Annotated in this window: 13 protein-coding genes; 9 read left to right on the top strand and 4 right to left on the bottom strand. The window is 67.5% G+C overall.

The features are described from left to right. Positions 1 to 134: 134 nt before the first annotated feature. Positions 135 to 2,270 carry an NADPH-dependent 2,4-dienoyl-CoA reductase gene (locus V9E98_05750; GenBank protein ID MEI2716485.1) on the bottom strand — a complete coding sequence of 712 codons (2,136 nt, stop codon included), beginning with the start codon at positions 2,268 to 2,270 and terminating at the stop codon, positions 135 to 137. A 299-nt stretch (positions 2,271 to 2,569) separates the two neighbouring features. Between V9E98_05750 and V9E98_05755 the strand changes: the two genes are divergently transcribed. Beyond that, positions 2,570 to 3,829 (top strand): alpha/beta fold hydrolase, encoded by a 1,260-nt coding sequence (locus V9E98_05755; protein ID MEI2716486.1) that lies wholly within the window; start codon positions 2,570 to 2,572, stop codon positions 3,827 to 3,829. A gap of 57 nt (positions 3,830 to 3,886) precedes the next feature. Here the strand turns inward: V9E98_05755 and V9E98_05760 are convergent, their stop codons facing one another. Continuing rightward, positions 3,887 to 5,404: a S41 family peptidase gene (locus V9E98_05760; protein MEI2716487.1), complete on the bottom strand. Its 1,518-nt coding sequence runs from the start codon at positions 5,402 to 5,404 to the stop codon at positions 3,887 to 3,889. A 342-nt stretch (positions 5,405 to 5,746) separates the two neighbouring features. Here V9E98_05760 and V9E98_05765 point away from each other — a divergent pair, with 342 nt between their 5' ends. Genes V9E98_05765 through V9E98_05780 form a run of 4 tightly spaced genes read left to right on the top strand, consistent with a single transcriptional unit; the run spans position 5,747 to position 10,467 of the window. Further along, positions 5,747 to 6,808 (top strand): 3-oxoacyl-ACP synthase III, encoded by a 1,062-nt coding sequence (locus V9E98_05765; protein ID MEI2716488.1) that lies wholly within the window; start codon positions 5,747 to 5,749, stop codon positions 6,806 to 6,808. Next, positions 6,805 to 8,367, top strand: a complete 1,563-nt coding sequence (locus V9E98_05770; GenBank protein ID MEI2716489.1) for an alpha/beta fold hydrolase — start codon at positions 6,805 to 6,807, stop codon at positions 8,365 to 8,367. The genes V9E98_05765 and V9E98_05770 overlap by 4 nt, the downstream gene beginning before the upstream one ends. Next, on the top strand, positions 8,339 to 9,475 hold the full coding sequence (locus V9E98_05775; protein MEI2716490.1) for an AMP-binding protein: 1,137 nt from the start codon (positions 8,339 to 8,341) through the stop codon (positions 9,473 to 9,475). The genes V9E98_05770 and V9E98_05775 overlap by 29 nt, the downstream gene beginning before the upstream one ends. Positions 9,476 to 9,483: 8 nt before the next feature. After that, entirely contained in the window at positions 9,484 to 10,467 is a 984-nt protein-coding gene (locus V9E98_05780) for an NAD-dependent epimerase/dehydratase family protein (protein MEI2716491.1), read from the top strand. An 18-nt stretch (positions 10,468 to 10,485) separates the two neighbouring features. Here V9E98_05780 and V9E98_05785 read toward each other — a convergent pair whose 3' ends face one another. Next, positions 10,486 to 11,271, bottom strand: coding sequence for a M15 family metallopeptidase (locus tag V9E98_05785; protein ID MEI2716492.1), 786 nt, complete (start codon positions 11,269 to 11,271; stop codon positions 10,486 to 10,488). A 448-nt stretch (positions 11,272 to 11,719) separates the two neighbouring features. On the opposite strand from V9E98_05785, the gene V9E98_05790 reads away from it, so the two are divergent. The 4 genes from V9E98_05790 (at position 11,720) to V9E98_05805 (ending at position 17,445) form a co-directional block, all read left to right on the top strand. Further along, positions 11,720 to 12,442: a nitroreductase gene (locus V9E98_05790; GenBank protein MEI2716493.1), complete on the top strand. Its 723-nt coding sequence runs from the start codon at positions 11,720 to 11,722 to the stop codon at positions 12,440 to 12,442. 57 nt (positions 12,443 to 12,499) lie between these two features. Beyond that, the gene (locus V9E98_05795; GenBank protein ID MEI2716494.1) at positions 12,500 to 14,542 is read left to right on the top strand and encodes a DUF222 domain-containing protein; all 2,043 of its coding nucleotides are present in this window, start codon (positions 12,500 to 12,502) and stop codon (positions 14,540 to 14,542) included. A gap of 68 nt (positions 14,543 to 14,610) precedes the next feature. Then, positions 14,611 to 16,080 (top strand): cytochrome P450, encoded by a 1,470-nt coding sequence (locus V9E98_05800; protein ID MEI2716495.1) that lies wholly within the window; start codon positions 14,611 to 14,613, stop codon positions 16,078 to 16,080. A 33-nt stretch (positions 16,081 to 16,113) separates the two neighbouring features. Then, positions 16,114 to 17,445, top strand: a complete 1,332-nt coding sequence (locus tag V9E98_05805) for an AarF/ABC1/UbiB kinase family protein (GenBank protein ID MEI2716496.1) — start codon at positions 16,114 to 16,116, stop codon at positions 17,443 to 17,445. A 10-nt stretch (positions 17,446 to 17,455) separates the two neighbouring features. Here V9E98_05805 and V9E98_05810 read toward each other — a convergent pair whose 3' ends face one another. Then, positions 17,456 to 18,292, bottom strand: coding sequence for an aldo/keto reductase (locus V9E98_05810; protein ID MEI2716497.1), 837 nt, complete (start codon positions 18,290 to 18,292; stop codon positions 17,456 to 17,458). Positions 18,293 to 18,295: the final 3 nt, after the last annotated feature.

The raw sequence follows: 18,295 nt of genomic DNA on the forward strand, positions 1-18,295 counted from the left end.
CAGGGAATCCCGACTCATCCTCCGCGCCACACAGATCCTCCGCGCCACACAGATCCTCCGCGCCACACAGACGGTGACCGCCGCCGTTCATGGGCTATTCACTAGGGGCGTACCTTGCGGGGCCGCTCATCGGTTCAGAGTGCGGCCGCCACCTCAGTGCCCTGCTTGATAGCGCGTTTGGCGTCGAGTTCGGCTGCTACGTCGGCACCTCCGATGACGTGGACGTTCACCCCCGCGTCCGTCAGGCCGGCCAGCAATTCGCGCTGCGGCTCTTGCCCCGTACACACGACGACGGTGTCGACGGGCAGCACCTGCGGCTCACCATCGAGGGTGATGTGAAGACCCACATCGTCGATGCGTTCGTACTCAACTCCGGGGATCATCTGGACATCGCGGTGCTTGAGCTCCATCCGATGGATCCAGCCCGTGGTCTTGCCGAGCCCGGCGCCGACTTTGCTGGTCTTCCGTTGCAGCAGGGCGACCTGTCGAGCGGGTTCCTCACGTGCGGGCGCGATGACTCCGCCGCGCGTGGAGTGGGTCGAGTCGATGCCCCACTCGGCGTAGAACCGAGCAGGTTCCAGGGTCGCGCTGGGACCCGATTGGGTCAGGAACGCGGCCACATCGAATCCGATGCCGCCGGCGCCCATGATCGCGACCGAGTCGCCCACAGCTGCGTCGTCCCTCAGCACCTGCAGGTATGTCACGACCTTGGGGTGGTCGATCCCGGGGACATCCGGGATGCGAGGAGTGACACCGGTGGCCAAGACCACCGCGTCGAACCCGGCCTCGACCAACTCGGCGCCGGTGACCCGGTGACCGAGCTCGACCCGCACTCCGCTGTCCGCCAATGCGTTGCGGAAGTAGCGAAGTGTCTCGCGGAACTCCTCTTTGCCAGGGATTCGCGCGGCCAGGTTGAACTGGCCCCCAATCCGTTCATCGGCTTCGAACAACGTGACGTCGTGACCGCGTTGGGCGGCCGTGACAGCGCATGCCAGTCCGCCCGGCCCCGATCCCACGACGGCGATCCGGTTGCGCCGACGCGTTGGGTCGATCGTGAGCACGGTCTCGTGGCAGGCTCGCGGGTTCACCAGACACGACGTCAACTGGAGTTGGAAGGTGTGATCCAGGCACGCCTGATTGCAGCCGATGCAGGTGTTGATCCGGTCGGCGCGATCAGCGGCGGCCTTGTTCACGAAGTCGGGGTCTGCGAGGAACGGCCGGGCCATGGAGACCATGTCGGCTTGACCTTTAGCGAGTACCCGTTCGGCGACCTCCGGCGTGTTGATCCGGTTACTCGTGACCAGCGGGATCGACACCGAGCCTTTCAATTCCGCGGTCACCCATGTGAACGCGGCGCGCGGCACACTGGTAGCGATCGTGGGGATGCGGGCCTCGTGCCAACCGATGCCAGTGTTGAGGATGGTGGCTCCGGCCGCCTCGATCGCCTGTGCGAGTTGAATCACCTCGGGCAACGTCGATCCACCGTCGACCAAGTCCAGCATCGACAACCGGTAGATGATGATGAACTGCGGACCGACTCTTTCCCGCACCCGTCGCACGATCTCGATCGGGAACCGGATCCGGTTGGCGTTGGACCCGCCCCAGTCGTCGGTGCGCTGGTTGGTTCGCTCGGCGATGAACTCATTGATCAGGTAGCCCTCGGACCCCATGATCTCGACGCCGTCGTACCCGGCCTGCTGTGCGAGGTCGGCGCAGCGCACGAAGTCGTCGATCGTTCGCTCGATATCCGCACCCGTCATCTCTCGCGGCGGGAAGGGTGAGATCGGAGCCTGGATGGGGCTCGGCGCCACAAGCTCGGGATGGTACGCGTAGCGACCGAAGTGCAGGATCTGCATCGCGATGTGCCCGCCCGCGGCATGCACAGCGTCGGTGACGATGCGGTGGTGGCCCGCCTCGGCTTCCGTGGTCAGTGATGCCCCCATCTGCCAAGGCCGGGCTTCTTCGTTCGGCGCGATGCCACCGGTCACGATGAGTCCCACGCCGCCGCGGGCGCGCTCGGCGTAAAACGCGGCCATCCGCTCGAATCCGCCCTCGGCCTCCTCCAGCCCCACGTGCATCGAGCCCATCAGGACCCGGTTGGGCAGGGTCACGTAACCGAGATCCAGCGGTGCGAGCAGATGAGGGTAAGGGCCGGCCGTGGCTGAGGTGGAGTTCCCGTCTGTGGCGGGGGTGTTCTTTGGGCCGGGGTCGGGGGTGTTCTTTGGGCCGGGGTCGGGGGTGTTCTTTCCGCCTGGGGCAGAGTTGGTCATGAGGTCTCCCGGTCAAGTCCCGATCGGGCACGACAGCGCCGACGATCAACTTTCATCATGGCCGATGGGGAGCCCGCCCGATGATGGGCCCTCATCGTGACGGTGGCCTCCGGGCGATGGATGTTCCGAGTGCTCGGCAATAGATGTGCCGAGGGCCCTGGGGCAATGGATGTTCCGAGGGCTCGGAGATGAACTTGCCGAGGGGCCTGGGGCGATAGATGTGCCGAGTGCTCGGGGATAGATGTGCCGAGTGCTCGGGGATAGATGTGCCGAGTGCTCGGGGATGGAACAGTGTCCCCATGCCGACCACTCCCGCTGTTCAGCCCCCGCCCCCGCCCCCGCCACCGCCCTCACGTGGGATCTTCCACTCCGACCCACTGCTGGACGCGCAGGCCATGCGGGCCGCGGGTCTGGCATCCGATGCGGCCGTCTTGGGTGAAGTCATGGCCACGACCGCCCGGATCACCGACACCGACGCGGACACGTGGTTCCGCGAATGGAGTGACACCGGAGAGGCCGCCGCTCAGCGAGCCCAGGCGGCACTCGCGGCGGGCGACCCGGAATCTGCCAGGCAGGCCAGTTGGAGCGCTGCCACCTACCATCGCACCGCGGGCCTGATGCTCCTGCAGCCTCCGATCGATGACCGACTGAAGCAGGCGAATCAACGGCAGACGGAGTTGTTCCGCCAGGGGGCGGACTTGCTGACACAACCGCCCGAGATCGTGCAGATCCCCTATGAGGGCACGACCCTGCCGGGCTACTTCTTCCGAGTCGAGGGCGACTCCCGGCCGCGTGCCACTGTGATCATCACAGGCGGGTACGACGGAACGGCCGAGGAGCTGTACTCCTTCTACGGCGCGGCCGCACTGGCGCGCGGCTACAACGCGTTGATGTTCGACGGCCCCGGCCAAGGCGCTGCGTTGATCCAGCAGGGCCTGACGATGCGCCCCGACTGGGAGAACGTCATCACCCCCGTCGTCGACTTCGTCGCCGCTCGTGGCGATGTGGACGCGACGCGGGTGGCACTCATCGGGGGGAGCCTGGGAGGCTACCTCGCTCCACGTGCCGCGAGTGCGGAGCATCGACTGGCAGCCTGCGTCGCCGACTGTGGTGCGTTCGATCTGTACGAGGCCTTCCTGGCGCGACTGCCCGATCCCGTCCGGTCGCAGTTCGAAGCGGGCGACGCGAAGACCCGTTCCGAGGTCGGCGAGATGCTGCAGCAGGTCATGGCGCAGCCGACTGCGGGCTGGGCGCTCCGCCGCGGCCTGCTGGTTCACGGAGTTCCCGATGCTCTGGCCCTGGTGGATGCCACCCGCGGCTTCACACTGAAGGGCGCCGCCGACAAGATCACCTGCCCGACTTTCGTGTGCAACGCCGAGGGTGATTCCATCAGCGCCAGCGCGCCCGAACTCGTGGCCGCTCTGACCTGCCCGCACGAGTTCGTGACCTTCACGGCCGCCGAAGGAGCGGGTCAGCACTGCGAACAGGCGGCGCATCCGCTGTTCCAGGCCCGGGTGTTCGGTTGGCTGGACCCCGCCCTCAAACCGCGCGAACTCTGATCGACAACCCACCCGGCCAGGAACCGGACCCGCGGCAGATCGGGTGCGCTGCGGACGTCACGACAGACCCACTCGCGCGAGCATGGACCGAAGTTCGCGCACCCCCGCCTTCAGGACGAGGTCCTGCCCCGTCGCCGTGCGATGGGCAGTGCCGGCCGTCATCGGAACCCGGACGTCAGGGTGCACTCCGCCGCGCCCGTAGTGGGCATCGATTTGCACGACCCGGTCCTTGGCCAGCGACTGCCCGAAAGGCCAGTGGATCTCGTACCCGCCTGGCATCAGAGCGGCGTCTCCGGCCATTCCGAAAGACCCGTTGGTCTCGGTGAAACCGACGATTCGGCCTTGCGGCAGTCGTTTGATCCCCATCGCGACGCCCTCGCCGGAACTGATGCAGCCGTTGTTGACCAATCCCACGACGGGACCGGTGAACCGGGGTCCGTCGGGTTGGATCCACAGTCCGCGCCCCGGCCATCGGTACTCACCGGTCGTGTCGTCGACCCGCCAGATCTCGAATCGGCCAGTTCCCGGCACCAGGTAGTTCTGATACTCGTAGAACGACCGCTTCGGGTAGAACGACGACATGAAGTCGGCGACCATCTGATCGGACCCACCCGAGTTGGCCCGCACATCGATGATCAGACCACTGGCGCCGTCGGCCTTCAGGTCGCGGATCGCTCGTCGAAAGAGCGTGAGCGTCGGGGTGTGGTCGCCGGGCAACTCCGCCGGCAGGTCGATCTCCGCGTACACGCGGATGTACCCCACACCACCGGCCAGCATCCGATGATCGATCATCCGCTCCGGCCAGCCGCTGTTGATGACGGACGCCATGGACGTGCGCTCCAAGGTGAGCAGGTCGTCATCTGCGGCTGTCAGGACTCGTTGCCGGGAGCGCTCATCCCCGGAATTCCGAAACGTCACAGTACGCTGCGCCCCGATCGGCGCCCGGACGAGGAAGCGCAGCTTCTCATACTCGACCCGGCCGTCGGTCGGCATGTTCGGTGACAACGCGGTGCTGGTCCGACGCAGCGCCCGGTCCACGCGCTGGTTCCGCCAACGCAGGATTCGTGCCTTGGCCCGGATGCCGGCCCGCCACGCCGCCCCGCCGGGCTGCACCCAATCGACAACGATTGAACCGCTGTCGATCCGCATGACGGTCATCCCGAATCCACCCCCGGCCAGGGCCTCGGTCACGGCCGGATTCTCGGGCTTCATGCTGACGTGGCCATCACGGAACTCGTGCAGGTACCGCCTCAGGGTGAGGTAGTAGGCCTGCTCGTCGCCCCTCGCCTCTGCGCGGGCGATCAGCGGCGCATAGCGGGCGCGCAGTGCTTCCCAGTCGATGTCCTTCCATTGTGTGAAGGCGTACTCCGCCTCCATCTTGCGCTGGAGTTCCGCAAAAGCGTCGCTGGCAGTGAGCGCGCTGAAGTCCTCGGGGGCTGGCGGCACGTAGGGAGACGCGACTGCGTCAGAGGGTGATTCCGTGGGGCGGGCGAGGGAGGTGGCGGTGCTTCCCCCGGCGAGCGACACGACCGACGCGGTGACCAGGGCGAAGGCCCTCAGGTAACGACTCCTCATGTCCCCAGCATCCGCCGAAGGCCGAACCGGGGCCAGGGTCGCAGGTCCCTGCTCTGCGCTGGGCACTCTTCTGCGCGCGTGCGCGCGCCTGGGTCGAAGGCCGTGGGGATGTCTCTCCGTGTTGCCGGTCGCGGTGTGACCAGTCGGGGTAGGACCCCTCGCCCGTGTGGCTTGGTTGCTGACCGGTTCGCGAGCGTGCTTCCGGACCCACGGCGGCGGGCCGTCGCAGGCGCTCCATCGCGGAGAGGTGGCTACCAGATACCCGTGCGACACTGGACGAGCCGGTCCACTCGTACTCGACTGTCCGGGCCCGCATCGTTGTCGCAGCTGCAAGGAACGCGCATGACCTCCACCCCGACTCCACCACCAGCCGTGTCAGAACCGCCCGGAAACGTCAACTTCCGGTACTCCAACACGGCGATCCTGTCGGTGACAGCCGTCGAGGCGCCCATCGTGGCCACTTCCGCGTCATTCGACGAACGACTGGCCGAAACCTACGAACGCACTGGCTTCCGAGCCGGGATGCTCTCCACGGTCGCCGGTATCGAGGAGCGGCGGTGGTGGCCCGAGGACGTCAGCTTCGTCGACGCGGCAGTGATGGCCGGAGCGAAGGCAATCGCCGAGTCCGGGATCGACCCCAGTCGGATCGCGATGTTGATCGACACGTCGGTGTGCCGTGACCACCTCGAGCCCAGTGCCGCAGTGGAGGTCCACCACCAGTTGGGGCTGGCCTCGTCGTGTCTGAACTTCGACCTGTCCAACGCATGTCTCGGGTTCGTCAACGCGATGCAACTCGCCGGCACCATGATCGATGCGGGTCAGGTCGAGTACGTGCTCGTCGTCGATGGGGAGGGCAGCCGCTACACCCAGGAGATCACCTTGGAACGGCTCGCATCACCTGAGGCCACACTGACGGACATCTGGGAGCGCTTCGCCTCGCTCACGCTGGGCTCGGGCGGCACCGCGATGGTCTTGGGCCCCGCGGACCGGCATCCGGAGGGGCACCGGGTCCTTGCCGGTGTCACCCGCGCCGCCACCGAACACTTCGACCTGTGCGTGGGCACCTTGGACGACATGCGTACCGATCACAAGGCACTGTTCACCGCCGGATTGGAACTATCGACCGCTCTGTGGGACGAGGCGAAACAGTCCTATGACTGGACCGACATGGACCGCTATGTCTCGCACCAGATCTCCAAGGTGCACACGGCGGCGATCACTGAAGCGTTGGGCATCGATCCGGAGAAGGCCCCCAGCACGTTCCGGCTGCATGGGAACATCGGTCCCGCATCTGTGCCGTACACGTTGGCCCTGGAGTCGCAGTCCCTCACTCCGGGCGACCGGGTGCTGCTGATGGGCATCGGATCCGGGATCAACGCGACCGCCCTCGAGATCGAGTGGTGACAGCGTCCCTTGAGCCCGGATCGATCCCGGCGTCCCTGCCGTCACCCGGCCTGACTGGGCTGGACCCCAGTTGGTCTCGGCTGATCGATGTGGTCGATGCCGACGGGGTGACCCGACGGTTCCATGTGCTCGACAGCGGACCCGAATCCGGTGCCATCGGGACGGTGTTGTGCGTTCACGGCAACCCGACCTGGTCCTACTTGTGGCGCCGACTCGTCGCCGAGCCCCCGGCCGGTTGGCGGGTCGTGGCCGTCGACCAACTCGGGATGGGCTGGTCCGAGCGGATCGGTGAGGTTCGGCGCCTAGCCCAACGCATCGAAGACCTCGACCGGCTGACCCAGGCCTTGGGCATCGGCGGCCCCGTCGTCACCGTTGCGCATGACTGGGGCGGACCGGTGTCCTTGGGGTGGGCGCTGTCCCACCGCGACCAGTTGGCCGGGGTTGTTCTGACGAACACCGCGGTGCATCAGCCTTCCGGGTCTCCGGCCCCCACTTTGATCCGCATGGCCCGAACCCCCGCGATGCTGGCGACGGTGTGCCGGAGCACACCGACATTCGTGCGGGGGACCACTGCGCTATCGCGACCCCGCCCGCCGCGCGACGTCCGCGCCGCCTTCGCTGCCCCCTACGCAACCGCGACCCGCCGTCAAGCGGTGGCGGATTTCGTGGCCGACATCCCTTTGGAAGACGATCACCCCTCGATGTCGACGCTCAACAGCCTGGCCCACGGCGTCACAGCGCTGGACGTCCCAGTGCTGCTGGCCTGGGGACCTGCGGATCCCGTGTTCTCCGATCTGTATCTGAAGGACCTGCTGCAACGGATCCCCCACGCGGATGTCCACCGCTACGAGGGAGCCTCGCATCTGGTCACGGAAGACGCCCCAGCGGCCATCGATGACATCCGGCGCTGGATCGAACGTCGTGACCTCGCCACCGGACCCGCTCCCTCCCATGCCCTCGTCACCGACTCGTCCTCCGCCCATCCCACCGACAGCCCCACCGACGGCGGGAGCGTTACGAGCACCGTGGATCCGGATTCTCCACCCGCGCAGGGGCAGCGGGGAGGATTCGTCGGCTCCGCCATCCCTCAGCGGGCCACCGATCCCATGACCGCGCATCGCCCCGCAGTCGTGGAACTCGGCGGTCGCCGGCACGGCGTCACGTGGCGGGAGTTGGACCAGGTGGTCCGCGATCTGGCAGCAGGACTCGCGAGCTCCGGAGTCCGCCGCGGCGACCGGGTCGCCCTGTTGATCCCCCCCGGCGCCGACCTGACGGCAGCCGTCTATGCGTGCTGGCGCATCGGCGCGGTGATCGTCGTGGCCGACGCCGGGCTCGGCGCTCGAGGGCTGGCCCGGGCGCTGCGGGGCGCCTGGCCCCAACACGTGATCGCCGTACCGCGGGGCCTCGCGCTGGTTCGAGCCCTGCGTGTGGGTGGCCGCCGTTTTGTCGCCGGTCCGACGACCCCTCGACGCACCCGAGCCCTCGGCGCCACAGCCTCGTTGGCCGAGGTCGGCTCGGTCTGGCCGGGGCGTGCCATTACCGGACCCGCCGGAACCTGACGACGAGGCTGCGGTGGTGTTCACCTCTGGGGCCACCGGACCCGCCAAGGGGGTCTGCTATCGCCATCGGCAAGTGGCCGCCAACGTCGCTGCCCTGGTCGACCTGTACTCCATCACGCCTGCGGACAGTCTCGTCGCGGCATTCGCACCGTTCGCGCTCTACGGTCCCGCCCTGGGGATCGCGTCGGCAGTACCCGATATGGATGTCACCCAGCCTGCGACCTTGACTGCCGTCGGCCTGGCCGATGCGGTCTCCGCTGTCGCCGCGACTGTTGTCTGGGCGTCGCCCGCCTCCCTGCGCAACGTCGAGGCCACGCAGTCGGACCTGTCGCCCGACCAACGCAGTGCTCTGGCGAATGTCCGACTGGTGATGAGCGCGGGAGCGCCGGTTCCGCAGTCCTTACTGCGCAATCTCCAAACCGTGCTCCCGAACGCGGAGCCCCACACCCCCTATGGAATGACCGAGGTCCTGCCGGTCACCGACATCAGCCTCGCCGACCGGGAGTTGGCGGGGGTCGGTGACGGCGTCTGCGTCGGGCGTCCGATCGCCGGGGCTCGACTCCGGATCAGCCCACTCGATGAGCTGGGACGAGCGACCGGGGAACCGACTACTGCCCCTGACCTCACTGGCGAGATCCTGGTCTCCGCTCCCTGGGCCAAGGACCGCTACGACCGGCTGTGGGCCACGGAGTCGGCGAGCTCGGCCAACCCCGGCTGGCACCGAACCGGGGACGTCGGGCACCTGGACGCCGAGGGCAGGCTGTGGGTCGAGGGTCGACTGGTCCATGTCGTCTCGACGGCCGATGGTCCGATCACCCCGGTCGGGATCGAGCAGCGGGTGGAGCAGTTGCCCGACGTCACGTCTGCAGCGTGCGTGGGTGTTGGTCCGACCGGCGCCCAGGTGGTGGCGATCGTGGTGGTTCCCGCATCGGGCGGGTCAAGTGGGCAGGCTCTCGCTGATCCCGTCCTGGCAGCGCAGGTGCGCTCCGTCGCAGGCGTCGAGGTGGCGGCCGTGCTGGTTCGGCCGGACCTGCCGGTGGATATCCGACACAACTCCAAGATCGACCGCGCCGCCGTCAGCCGGTGGGCGGCAGACGTCCTGTCGTAGGGATCGACATGCGGGTATTGGTGACCGGGGCATCGGGACTGCTCGGTGCGGAAGTGGCCCGGCGACTGGATCGACGCGGTGATGACGTGACCGTCATGCAGCGCCGCCCCAGCGATCTCGGCCTGCGGGAGCGTCTGGGCGACGTCAGCGATGCGGCGGCCGTCCGCGCCGCGGTCTCAGGACAAGACGCCGTTGTGCATCTGGCCGCGAAGGTTCATGTCGTGGGGGCCTGGAGCGACTACTTCGCGGCGAATGTCGTGGGGACGACGAATGTGGTGACAAGCGCCCGGCAGGCGGGTGTTTCGTGTCTGGTCCAGGTCTCGTCGCCATCGGTGGCACACAGCGGATCATCGCTCGTCGGTGAACCCGCCGCCCCTGCCGACCCGGACCACGCGCGGGGACCCTACAGCCGCAGCAAAGCGCTCGCGGAACGGGTCGCCTTGGGCGCCGCCGGTGACTCCTTGGCGGTGGTCGCGGTTCGGCCGCACCTGGTGTGGGGGCCCGGCGACACGCAACTTGTCGAACGTATCGTGGCCCGGGCGCGCGCCGGTCGGCTGACCGTGGTCGGCCGGGGAACCGCCCTGATCGACACCACCTACCTTGACAACGCGGCCGAGGCGATCGTCGCCGCGCTGGACCGCGCTCCGCAAGCGTCGGGACAGGCGTTCGTGATCTCCAACGGAGAACCGCGGCCCGTGCAGGAGATCCTGACCTCGCTGTGCCGAGCTGCCGGCGTGCCCGCACCTCGACGCCACGTCCCGTACCGGTTGGCGTGGACGGTGGGAGCAGCAGTCGACACCTGGTGGCGGATCCGGGATCGCCAGGACGATCCGCCGATCACTCGGTTCCTCGCCGAACAGCTCGCGACCGCGCACTGGTTCGACCAGCGACAAACCCGTGAGGTCCTTCAGTGGACGCCCGAGGTCGGTCTGGATGAGGGCTTCGAGCGGCTGGCTGCCTGGTTCCGCGACGGAATGTCTCGCGCGGACTGATCCTATCTGGATGCCCCCTCAGCGGCCGTGCGTGATCGGGGCGTCGAAATACGTGTCCGGGTAGGGCTCGTTCGCCAGCGTGTAGTGCCACCATTCCTTGTCGTAGTTCGTGAAACCGGCTCGCCGCAACTGCCTGACCAGCAAAGCCCGGTTGGCTGCTTGCCTGGCGGTGATGCCTGGGTTGGCAGTGTTCGCGAGCGGATCGAAGCAATCGAAGCCGGTCCCCATGTCGATGGAAGTGTCGGGGAACCGCGGCGGCAGCGATGACGTGCACGCGACCTGGGGGTCGCCGACCCGCCACTTCGGGCTGACCCCCTTGCCGAGTGGCACCAAGGTGACGTCGAAGGTCGAACCGCGACTGTGCCCGCTGCGTTCGGCGATGTATCCCTCGGGGAAGAGCACCGACTTGTCCAGGTCCGGGTAGAACTCGGCCTTGGTGGTGGTGTCATCCGGACGGTGCGACCACGACACGAAGTCGTCGACCGCGCGCTGCGGTCGGAAGCAGTCGTAGAACTTCAGCGTGTATCCGGCGCGCTTGACACGGCGCTGCACCGGTACCAACGCCTCGGCCGCCGCGCGCGTGAGCCAGCACTCGGGCGCTCGGTACCCGGTGATCGGTCGGCCGACGAAGTTGTGCTCACCCGCGTACCGGATCTCGTATTCGGCGTCCGGGATCAGGTCACGGACCCGGACGAAGTTGTTCGGCATGCCTTCGACGGGGTCGGCGGTGTCGCTTGGGTCGGTGGTGTCGGTGGTGTCGGTGGGGTCGGTGGTGCTGGTGGCGGAGTCCGAGGGTGCGGCCACCGTTGGAGTCGTTGTGGCTGCCGGCGGTGCTTCACTGGGCGCGGAACATGCGCCGAGAGCCAGAACCAGTGCGCCGACCCCCCACCACCGCACTGGGCCGACTCGCCGCGGCAGCCGTTTGGGGTTCGATATTCGCGGGTCCGAGTTCGTGGCAGGAGATCCCCGGTCCCAGTTGGGCGGTGCGGGGGCTGGCCGTTCGGGGGTTCGTGGGCGGCGCTCTCGCCCGTCGGAGTCTGTTCTCACAAGATCGGAGTCTGTTCTCACAAGATAAGTGTGGCGCTGCCCGCTGGCAGTACACACGCCCTGTGCCGGTCTCGCCTGTGCCGGTCTCGCCCCGGCATCGGCTGGCTCCGTCTTGGTCCGGCCGGTCTCGACCGGCTCCTCTCAGGGTGTCCCCTTCCGCCGCCCGCGGCGTGCCGGTTACCTCCGATCGCGGGACCATGAGGACATGAGTCGTTCCCCCGCTGCCCGCCAGTTCAGCCAGTTGGTCAGGAGCCGACGCAGCGTCCGGGACTTCCTGCCCGACCCCGTCCCCGACGACGTCTTGGCGCAGGTTCTCGACGATGCCCAGTGGGCGCCCAGTTGGTCGAACACCCAGCCCTACCGGCTTGCGGTAGCGACGGGTTCCCGTCGGGATCACCTCGAACACGAACTATGCGCTCGGTACGACCGAGCCAGCGCCGCGCGTCGCGGCGGTCCTCTCGACAAGCTCCGCTTGCTGGTGTCTCGCGAGGGTCTGCCCGACGGTGACTTCGACACGAACCTCACGTATCCGGAGGACCTGCAGCCGTACCGCCGTCATACGGGATTCGGACTGTACAGCGTGCTGGGGATCGAGAGGCACGATCATGAGGCCCGGGACCGTCAGATGCGCCGCAACTTCGAGTTCTTCGGGGCGCCTGTCGTCATCTTCGTCTTCGTGCATGAGGGGCTCAAGGAGTTCTCGGTGCTGGACGCCGGCATCTACCTGCAGACCCTCATGCTGTCGGCGCACGCCAACGGCCTGGCGACCTGTGCGCAAGGTGCTCTCGCTACGTGGCCCGGACCGGTGCGGCGCGCCTTCGATCTGCCTGATCGGTACAAGCTCATCTGTGGGGTGTCCCTGGGCTATGCCTCGCCTCATCCGGTCAACGAGTTCAACCCCGGTCGCCGGGAGGTTCCCCGCGGGTGAGGGCGCGGCTGAACTGTGTGTCGGACCACTGTGATCACATGAGTCATGGTCGTTCCGGTGTTCGATTCAGACTTCTCATTCGGGGTCGCTGCCTTCGCTCCCGGAGGTGGCACCGACGCGCCTGGCGTCCGGTCGGGTCCAGTCCCCGCTGTGGAGGTGTCACGGGGCGAGATCGACGGGGCGTTCGCCCGGCTGATGTGGCTCGTGTCGCGTCCGGCGTGGACCCAGGCCGGGTGGTGGGACGCGGATGTTCGTGGTGAAGTGCGCGGATTGATGCTGCTTCCCGTGGGCCGCGAGTTGCACCGGCGGCTGGCGGAGTTGGCGATGATCGACCGTTCGGCGGGCTACCCCCGGGGGCGGTGCCCGCAGGTGCACACGTCGGTATCGAAGGACGAGATCCTGGGAGTGCCGGGCAGTCCGTGTGCCTGTCAGGTGGTGACGGCCGCAGCGTGGACTGCGGTCGCCTCCTGGGTCGCTGCAAAGGCCGATGAGTTCGTCGTCGATGTGGCCGGCGACCAGCCCCTGGAGGACCTACTGGTACCGGGTCGTCCTGAGTTGGGCGTCATGGTCGATCCGTGTATCGAGGAGCTCGCCCCGGCACTGCGAGTGTCGCCGGGTAGTGCCCGCCATCGCCTGGAGGGGATGCGGCGGGTGGCCGGGATACCGGGGCTACGTGCGGCGGTGGCGAAGGGGCTGGTGGTGGGGTGGCACGCGCATCTCCTGGCCACAGATCTTCGGCATCTGCCCGAGGCGGAACGGGTCACGGTGGTCGCCACGCTCTTGGACCGGTTACGCCAGCGACGTGCTGCCGGGCTCCGCGAGTGGACCTTGACCGATCTGCGGTCCCAGGCCAAGCGCATCGCCGCGGGCTTGGATCTCGACCTCGCCGCTCGGCGCAAGCAGTGTCACCGAGACCGGGGAGTGCGGCTGCGCCTGCACGGTCAGGGTTCGGCCACCATCAGCGCCGACCTGACTGACGATGTGGCGACCCGGCTCTTCCGCCGGTTGACTGCGATCGCCCACGTCCTGGGTCCTGGCACTGACGGCGACGAGGGGCCACGCACCCTCGACCAGCGGCGAGCGGATGTGTTCACGGACTTGCTGCTGGCTCCTCCCACTCCGCCTCACGGTCCCGAGCCCAGCGACAGGATGGCGACTTCTGACGGCACGGAACCCATCGAAGGGCCCATCGAAAGGCGCATCGAAAGGACAGCGACCGCGGACCCGCCGCACGCCGGTGGCCTATCAGGGGGCGCGAGCCTACATCGTGGAGGGGACCAGCAACCTCCGGGGCATGCGCCGGATGGAGGGCATCCCCCGGGTGGAGATGGCCAGGGGTCGGCGAACCGCGTATTGGGCGCTGAGGTCGCCGTCGTGATCGACCTCGCCACGCTGCTGCGACTGGCAGAAAACCCTGGTGAGGTGTTGGGTTGCGGACCGGTCGCGGCTGACGTCGCTCGGGAATTGGCCGCCGACACGCGGTGGCGGGCGTGGATCACGACCACGACCACCGCGGGTACCCAGGTGATCGCCACCAGCCCCGGGACCTACCGTCCCACCGCGGCACTGTCGCGACTGATCCGTGCCCGAGAGCCGTACTGTCGCATGCCAGGATGCCGCAGTTCCCTCACTGACCTCGACCACGTGACTCCGTTCCCCGGTGGCCCGACCACCGAGGAGAATCTCGGACCTCTTTGTCGTCGGCACCATCGGCTCAAGACCCATACGCGATGGAGGCAACAAGCCCCTATCGACCATGCAGACAGCGATAGCGGTGGCCCAGGCTGTGGTCCGCCCCAGGTACCTGTCCCCACGACCAGACCCAGCGGCACCGGTCCCGACCCGGGTCCCGCTCGTGAGACCAGTCCCACCCTTGACTCTGGTCCTCACTCCAGCCCGGACGTTGGTTACGGTCCCAACCCCCACCCCAACCCCAACGCTGGCTCCGGTCCTGACTCCAGCGCCGACGTCACTCCAGAGATTGCGTCCAATCCGAACCCCACCGCAGGTCCGCACCCCGGCGCCGCCCCAGTCGGATGGATCTGGACCACGCCAAGCGGCATCTCCTATCGGGACGAGCCCGAGTCCCCGCTCCCCTGAATATCGGCGTCCGGGTCGGACCCGGAGCTGTGGCACGATCGAAAGAGCCCATTACGTCCGGAGCCGCCATGAGCACCACTGCCGCAACACCGGAGTTCGCCGCAACACCGGAGTTCGCCTCGACCCTGGACCGCATCGCCGACTCCCGCCGCCGGTCCGCGGGGCTGAGATCACCGCATCGAACCGATCTCGACTATCCACCGGGTCCCCCGATGAGCCAAGTGTGGCGCCAGTTGTTGCGCGGTGAAGTTCCCTCCATCGGGTTCTTCACGGGAATGACCGGCTACGGTCCCGTAGCTCACGTGCGAATGCCGCGCGCCGACATGTTTTTCCTCAACGACCCAGACCTGATCTGGGAGGTCTTCGTCAATCAGCCCACGATGAAGGGTTTCGGGCTCCAGGCCGCCCGCCCGATCGTAGGCGACGGGATCTTGACCAGTGAGGGTGACAAGCACAAAGCGCATCGCGCCATGGTGCAACCGGCCTTCACAGGCCGCCAGATCGCCGGCTACGGAAGCGACATGCAGTTGGCGGTTGCCGACCTGAACGACCGCTGGCGGAACCGCTACGACCAAGGCGACACCGCGCTGTCGGTGACCGAGGAGATGTCAGCGTTGACGCTCGACATCGTCGGCCGGACCTTGTTCGGACTGGACCTCGCCGCGGTCAGTGACGAGATCGGACCGGCGCTGTCGGACGCCCTCGAGGTGTTCACCTTGACGGTCAATCCGAAGTGGGAGCTGTTGAGCCGGTATCCCAGCGGTCCCCGCCGACGCCTCACCCGAGCAGTCGACCAGATGGACACGGTGGTGGCGACCATGATCCGTGACAAACGAATCGCGGTAGCTGCCGGCACACCGGCGTCGGACATGATGACCGCTCTGGTCACTGCGCGGGACCCGGAAACGGGAGCTGAGTTGACCGACGACGAGATTCGCGATGAGGCGCTCACGCTGGTCTTGGCCGGGCACGAGACGACCGCGATGCTGCTCACCTGGACGTGGCTGCTACTGTTCGCGAACCCGCGGTGGAAGGCCTGGGTGGCGCCCGAGTGGGACTCCGTCCCAAACCCGTCCGTGGCGGACATCCCAGGCCTGCCCCGCACCCGCGCGGTGTTGGCCGAGACACTTCGTCTTCGCCCTCCGGCATGGGTCCTCGACCGGATCGCGCTGGAGGATCTCGATCTCGGGTCCGTCGTGATCCCTGCGGGTTCGGTAATCCTGGCCAGCCAATACACCATGCACCGCGACCCGAGATTCTGGTCGGACGCGCAAGAGTTCCGTCCCGACCGTTGGCTGACCCCGGATGGTTCGTTCACCGAGAAGATCGCTCCTCGGGGAGCGTGGTTCCCGTTCGGGTTCGCAGCCCGCAAATGTATCGGGGACCGATTCGCCCTCACCGAAGCGACGCTGGCATTGGCCGGACTCGGACGGCGCTGGCACATCGTCCCGACCGCACCGGGAGACATCGAACCGGTTCCCAGCGTCACACTGAGGCCTTCGACGGCGGTTCCCGCACGGATCAGGTTGCGCGCCTGAGTGACTGCCCCGGCCGATCCGGATAATGGCGGCGTGACCCTTTCCACGTCCCGGTTCGGTCGTGCCATCCGAATCAGCGGACTGCCGGTACGCGCTCTGGCTCGGACCGCCCGCATCGAGTTCGCCCGGTTGACCGGGGGCGACCGCGCCGCCCTGCAGCGACAGGCCCGAAGCGCCACAGCCGCTGACACGCGCCGAGTCCTGGGTGAGCTCAAGGGTGGCGCGCTGAAAGTGGGTCAGATGCTGTCCACCGTCGACGCGCTCCTGCCCCAGGATCCGGACGGTTCGTGGCAGGTCGCGTTGGCCGCTCTGCAGCAGGACAACCCGGCCCTGGCTTTCGATGAGGTCGAACCGGTCCTGCGTCGCGACCTCGGCTCCCACTGGCGTTCGCTGTTCCGCGATTTCGACGAAACGACGGCTGCGGCTGCGTCCATCGGGCAGGTGCACCGGGCCACGTGGGCCGACGGCACCGAAGTCGCGGTCAAGATCCAGTACCCAGGCGTCGCCGAGGCGATGGCCGCCGACGTGAGGTCCTTGTCCACCGCGTTGCGGGTGACGTCGGTAGTCGCCCGTGGTGTCGCGATGCCCCCACTGATCGCCGAACTGCGGACCCGTCTGGGTGAGGAGTTGGACTATCGGCGTGAAGGACGGCACCAGGCGGCGTTCGCCCGGGAATATCGCGACGACTGCGAGTTCGTAGTGCCCCCTGTCCGCCTGGCCACGCCACGGGTACTGGTGTCGGATTGGTTGTCCGGTGAGCCGTTCGCCGCTGTCGCCCGCACGGGAAACCGCCACCAACGCGACCGTGCCGGTGAGCTCTACCAACGGTTCTTCCTCACTTCTCCGACTCGCGTCGGTCTGCTGCACACGGATCCACATCCCGGCAACTTCCGGCTGCTGGAGGATAGCCGGCTGGGGGTCCTGGACTTCGGGTCCGTGCTCGTCACGCCTGGTGGACTGCCGGACACATTCGGAGGATTGATCGGGGCCATGCTCGCGGGTGACCCGGCGGCAGTCGAGGCCCGCTTGCGGTCCGACGGGTTTGTCGCTTCCGGGGTGTCGATCGAGATCGAGAAGTTGGTCGACTACCTCGGGCCCTTCACCGAACCCGCACGCCACGAGGTATTCCACTACTCCCGGCAGTGGCTGCGCGAGCAGTTCAATCGGGTCAACGACCCGCGCAATCCCGACTTCACCGTTGCGCTGCGCTTGAACATGCCGGCCGAACAGCTGTTCACGCACCGGGTCTGGCTCGGACTTGTCGGCGTGCTGAGCGGACTGGACGCGACGGTGGTTGTGCGCCCCGAGCTGGAAGCTCACCTGCCGGGCTTCGCAGCCGCCATCGCAGCCGGTCGGCCCGATTGAGTTGCGGACGTCAGTCTGGGTGCGGCACCCAGTTGAACTCGTCAGGGTTGGGTCCCGTGCGCTCCCCGCGGTCCAACGCACTGATCGCGGCCATGTCGGAGTCCGTCAAACGGAAGTCGAAGATGTCGAGGTTCTCCGCCATGCCCTGAGGGCGGCTCGACTTGGGGAACACGATGTCACCGCGTTGAACGTGCCAACGCAGCACCACCTGCGCGGTGGTGCGCCCCAGTCTCTCGGCGATCGCCGAGATGACGGGGTCGGTCAGGACCCGGCCGCGCGCGATGGGTGACCACGCCTGCGTGGCGATTCCGTGAACCGCGTTGAAACTCCGCAGCTTGTCCTGGGTCAGGTACGGGTGGACCTCGATCTGATTCACGGCTGGCACCACCACGCAACTGCCGAGCACCAGCTGCAAATGCCGCTCGTGGAAGTTCGACACCCCGATGGCCCGCACCCGACCTGAGGCATACATCGCCTCCATCGCCGCCCAGGTAGTGGTGAAATCACCGACCGCGGGCAGTGGCCAGTGGATCAGGAACAGGTCGAGCACGTCCAGCCCGAGGATGTCCATCGTGCGATCGAAAGCGCGCAGTGCGACCTCCGGTTCGTGGTAACCGTTGTTGAGCTTGCTGGTGATGAACACCTCGGATCGAGGCAGACCCGACTCCCGCACTGCCTCGCCGACACCGCGCTCATTGCCGTACATCTGAGCGGTATCGACGTGTCGGTAGCCGATGTCGAAAGCAGCCAGAACCATGTCCCGCGTCACCGTCGGGTCGATCTTGAAGACCCCGAACCCCAGCTGCGGGATCGTGACCCCGTTGTTCAAGGTGATGTCCGGCGTCATGGC

This window comes from Candidatus Nanopelagicales bacterium (assembly GCA_037045355.1).
Taxonomy (GTDB): domain Bacteria; phylum Actinomycetota; class Actinomycetes; order S36-B12.

Bases quoted from the DNA above. Each gene is read 5' to 3' on its own strand.
- V9E98_05800 (MEI2716495.1), top strand. From the start codon at position 14,611: ATGAGCACCACTGCCGCAACACCGGAGTTCGCCGCAACACCGGAGTTC.
- V9E98_05750 (MEI2716485.1), bottom strand. From the start codon at position 2,270: ATGACCAACTCTGCCCCAGGCGGAAAGAACACCCCCGACCCCGGCCCA.
- V9E98_05790 (MEI2716493.1), top strand. From the start codon at position 11,720: ATGAGTCGTTCCCCCGCTGCCCGCCAGTTCAGCCAGTTGGTCAGGAGC.
- V9E98_05810 (MEI2716497.1), bottom strand. From the start codon at position 18,292: ATGACGCCGGACATCACCTTGAACAACGGGGTCACGATCCCGCAGCTG.
- V9E98_05760 (MEI2716487.1), bottom strand. From the start codon at position 5,404: ATGAGGAGTCGTTACCTGAGGGCCTTCGCCCTGGTCACCGCGTCGGTC.
- V9E98_05755 (MEI2716486.1), top strand. From the start codon at position 2,570: ATGCCGACCACTCCCGCTGTTCAGCCCCCGCCCCCGCCCCCGCCACCG.
- V9E98_05765 (MEI2716488.1), top strand. From the start codon at position 5,747: ATGACCTCCACCCCGACTCCACCACCAGCCGTGTCAGAACCGCCCGGA.
- V9E98_05780 (MEI2716491.1), top strand. From the start codon at position 9,484: ATGCGGGTATTGGTGACCGGGGCATCGGGACTGCTCGGTGCGGAAGTG.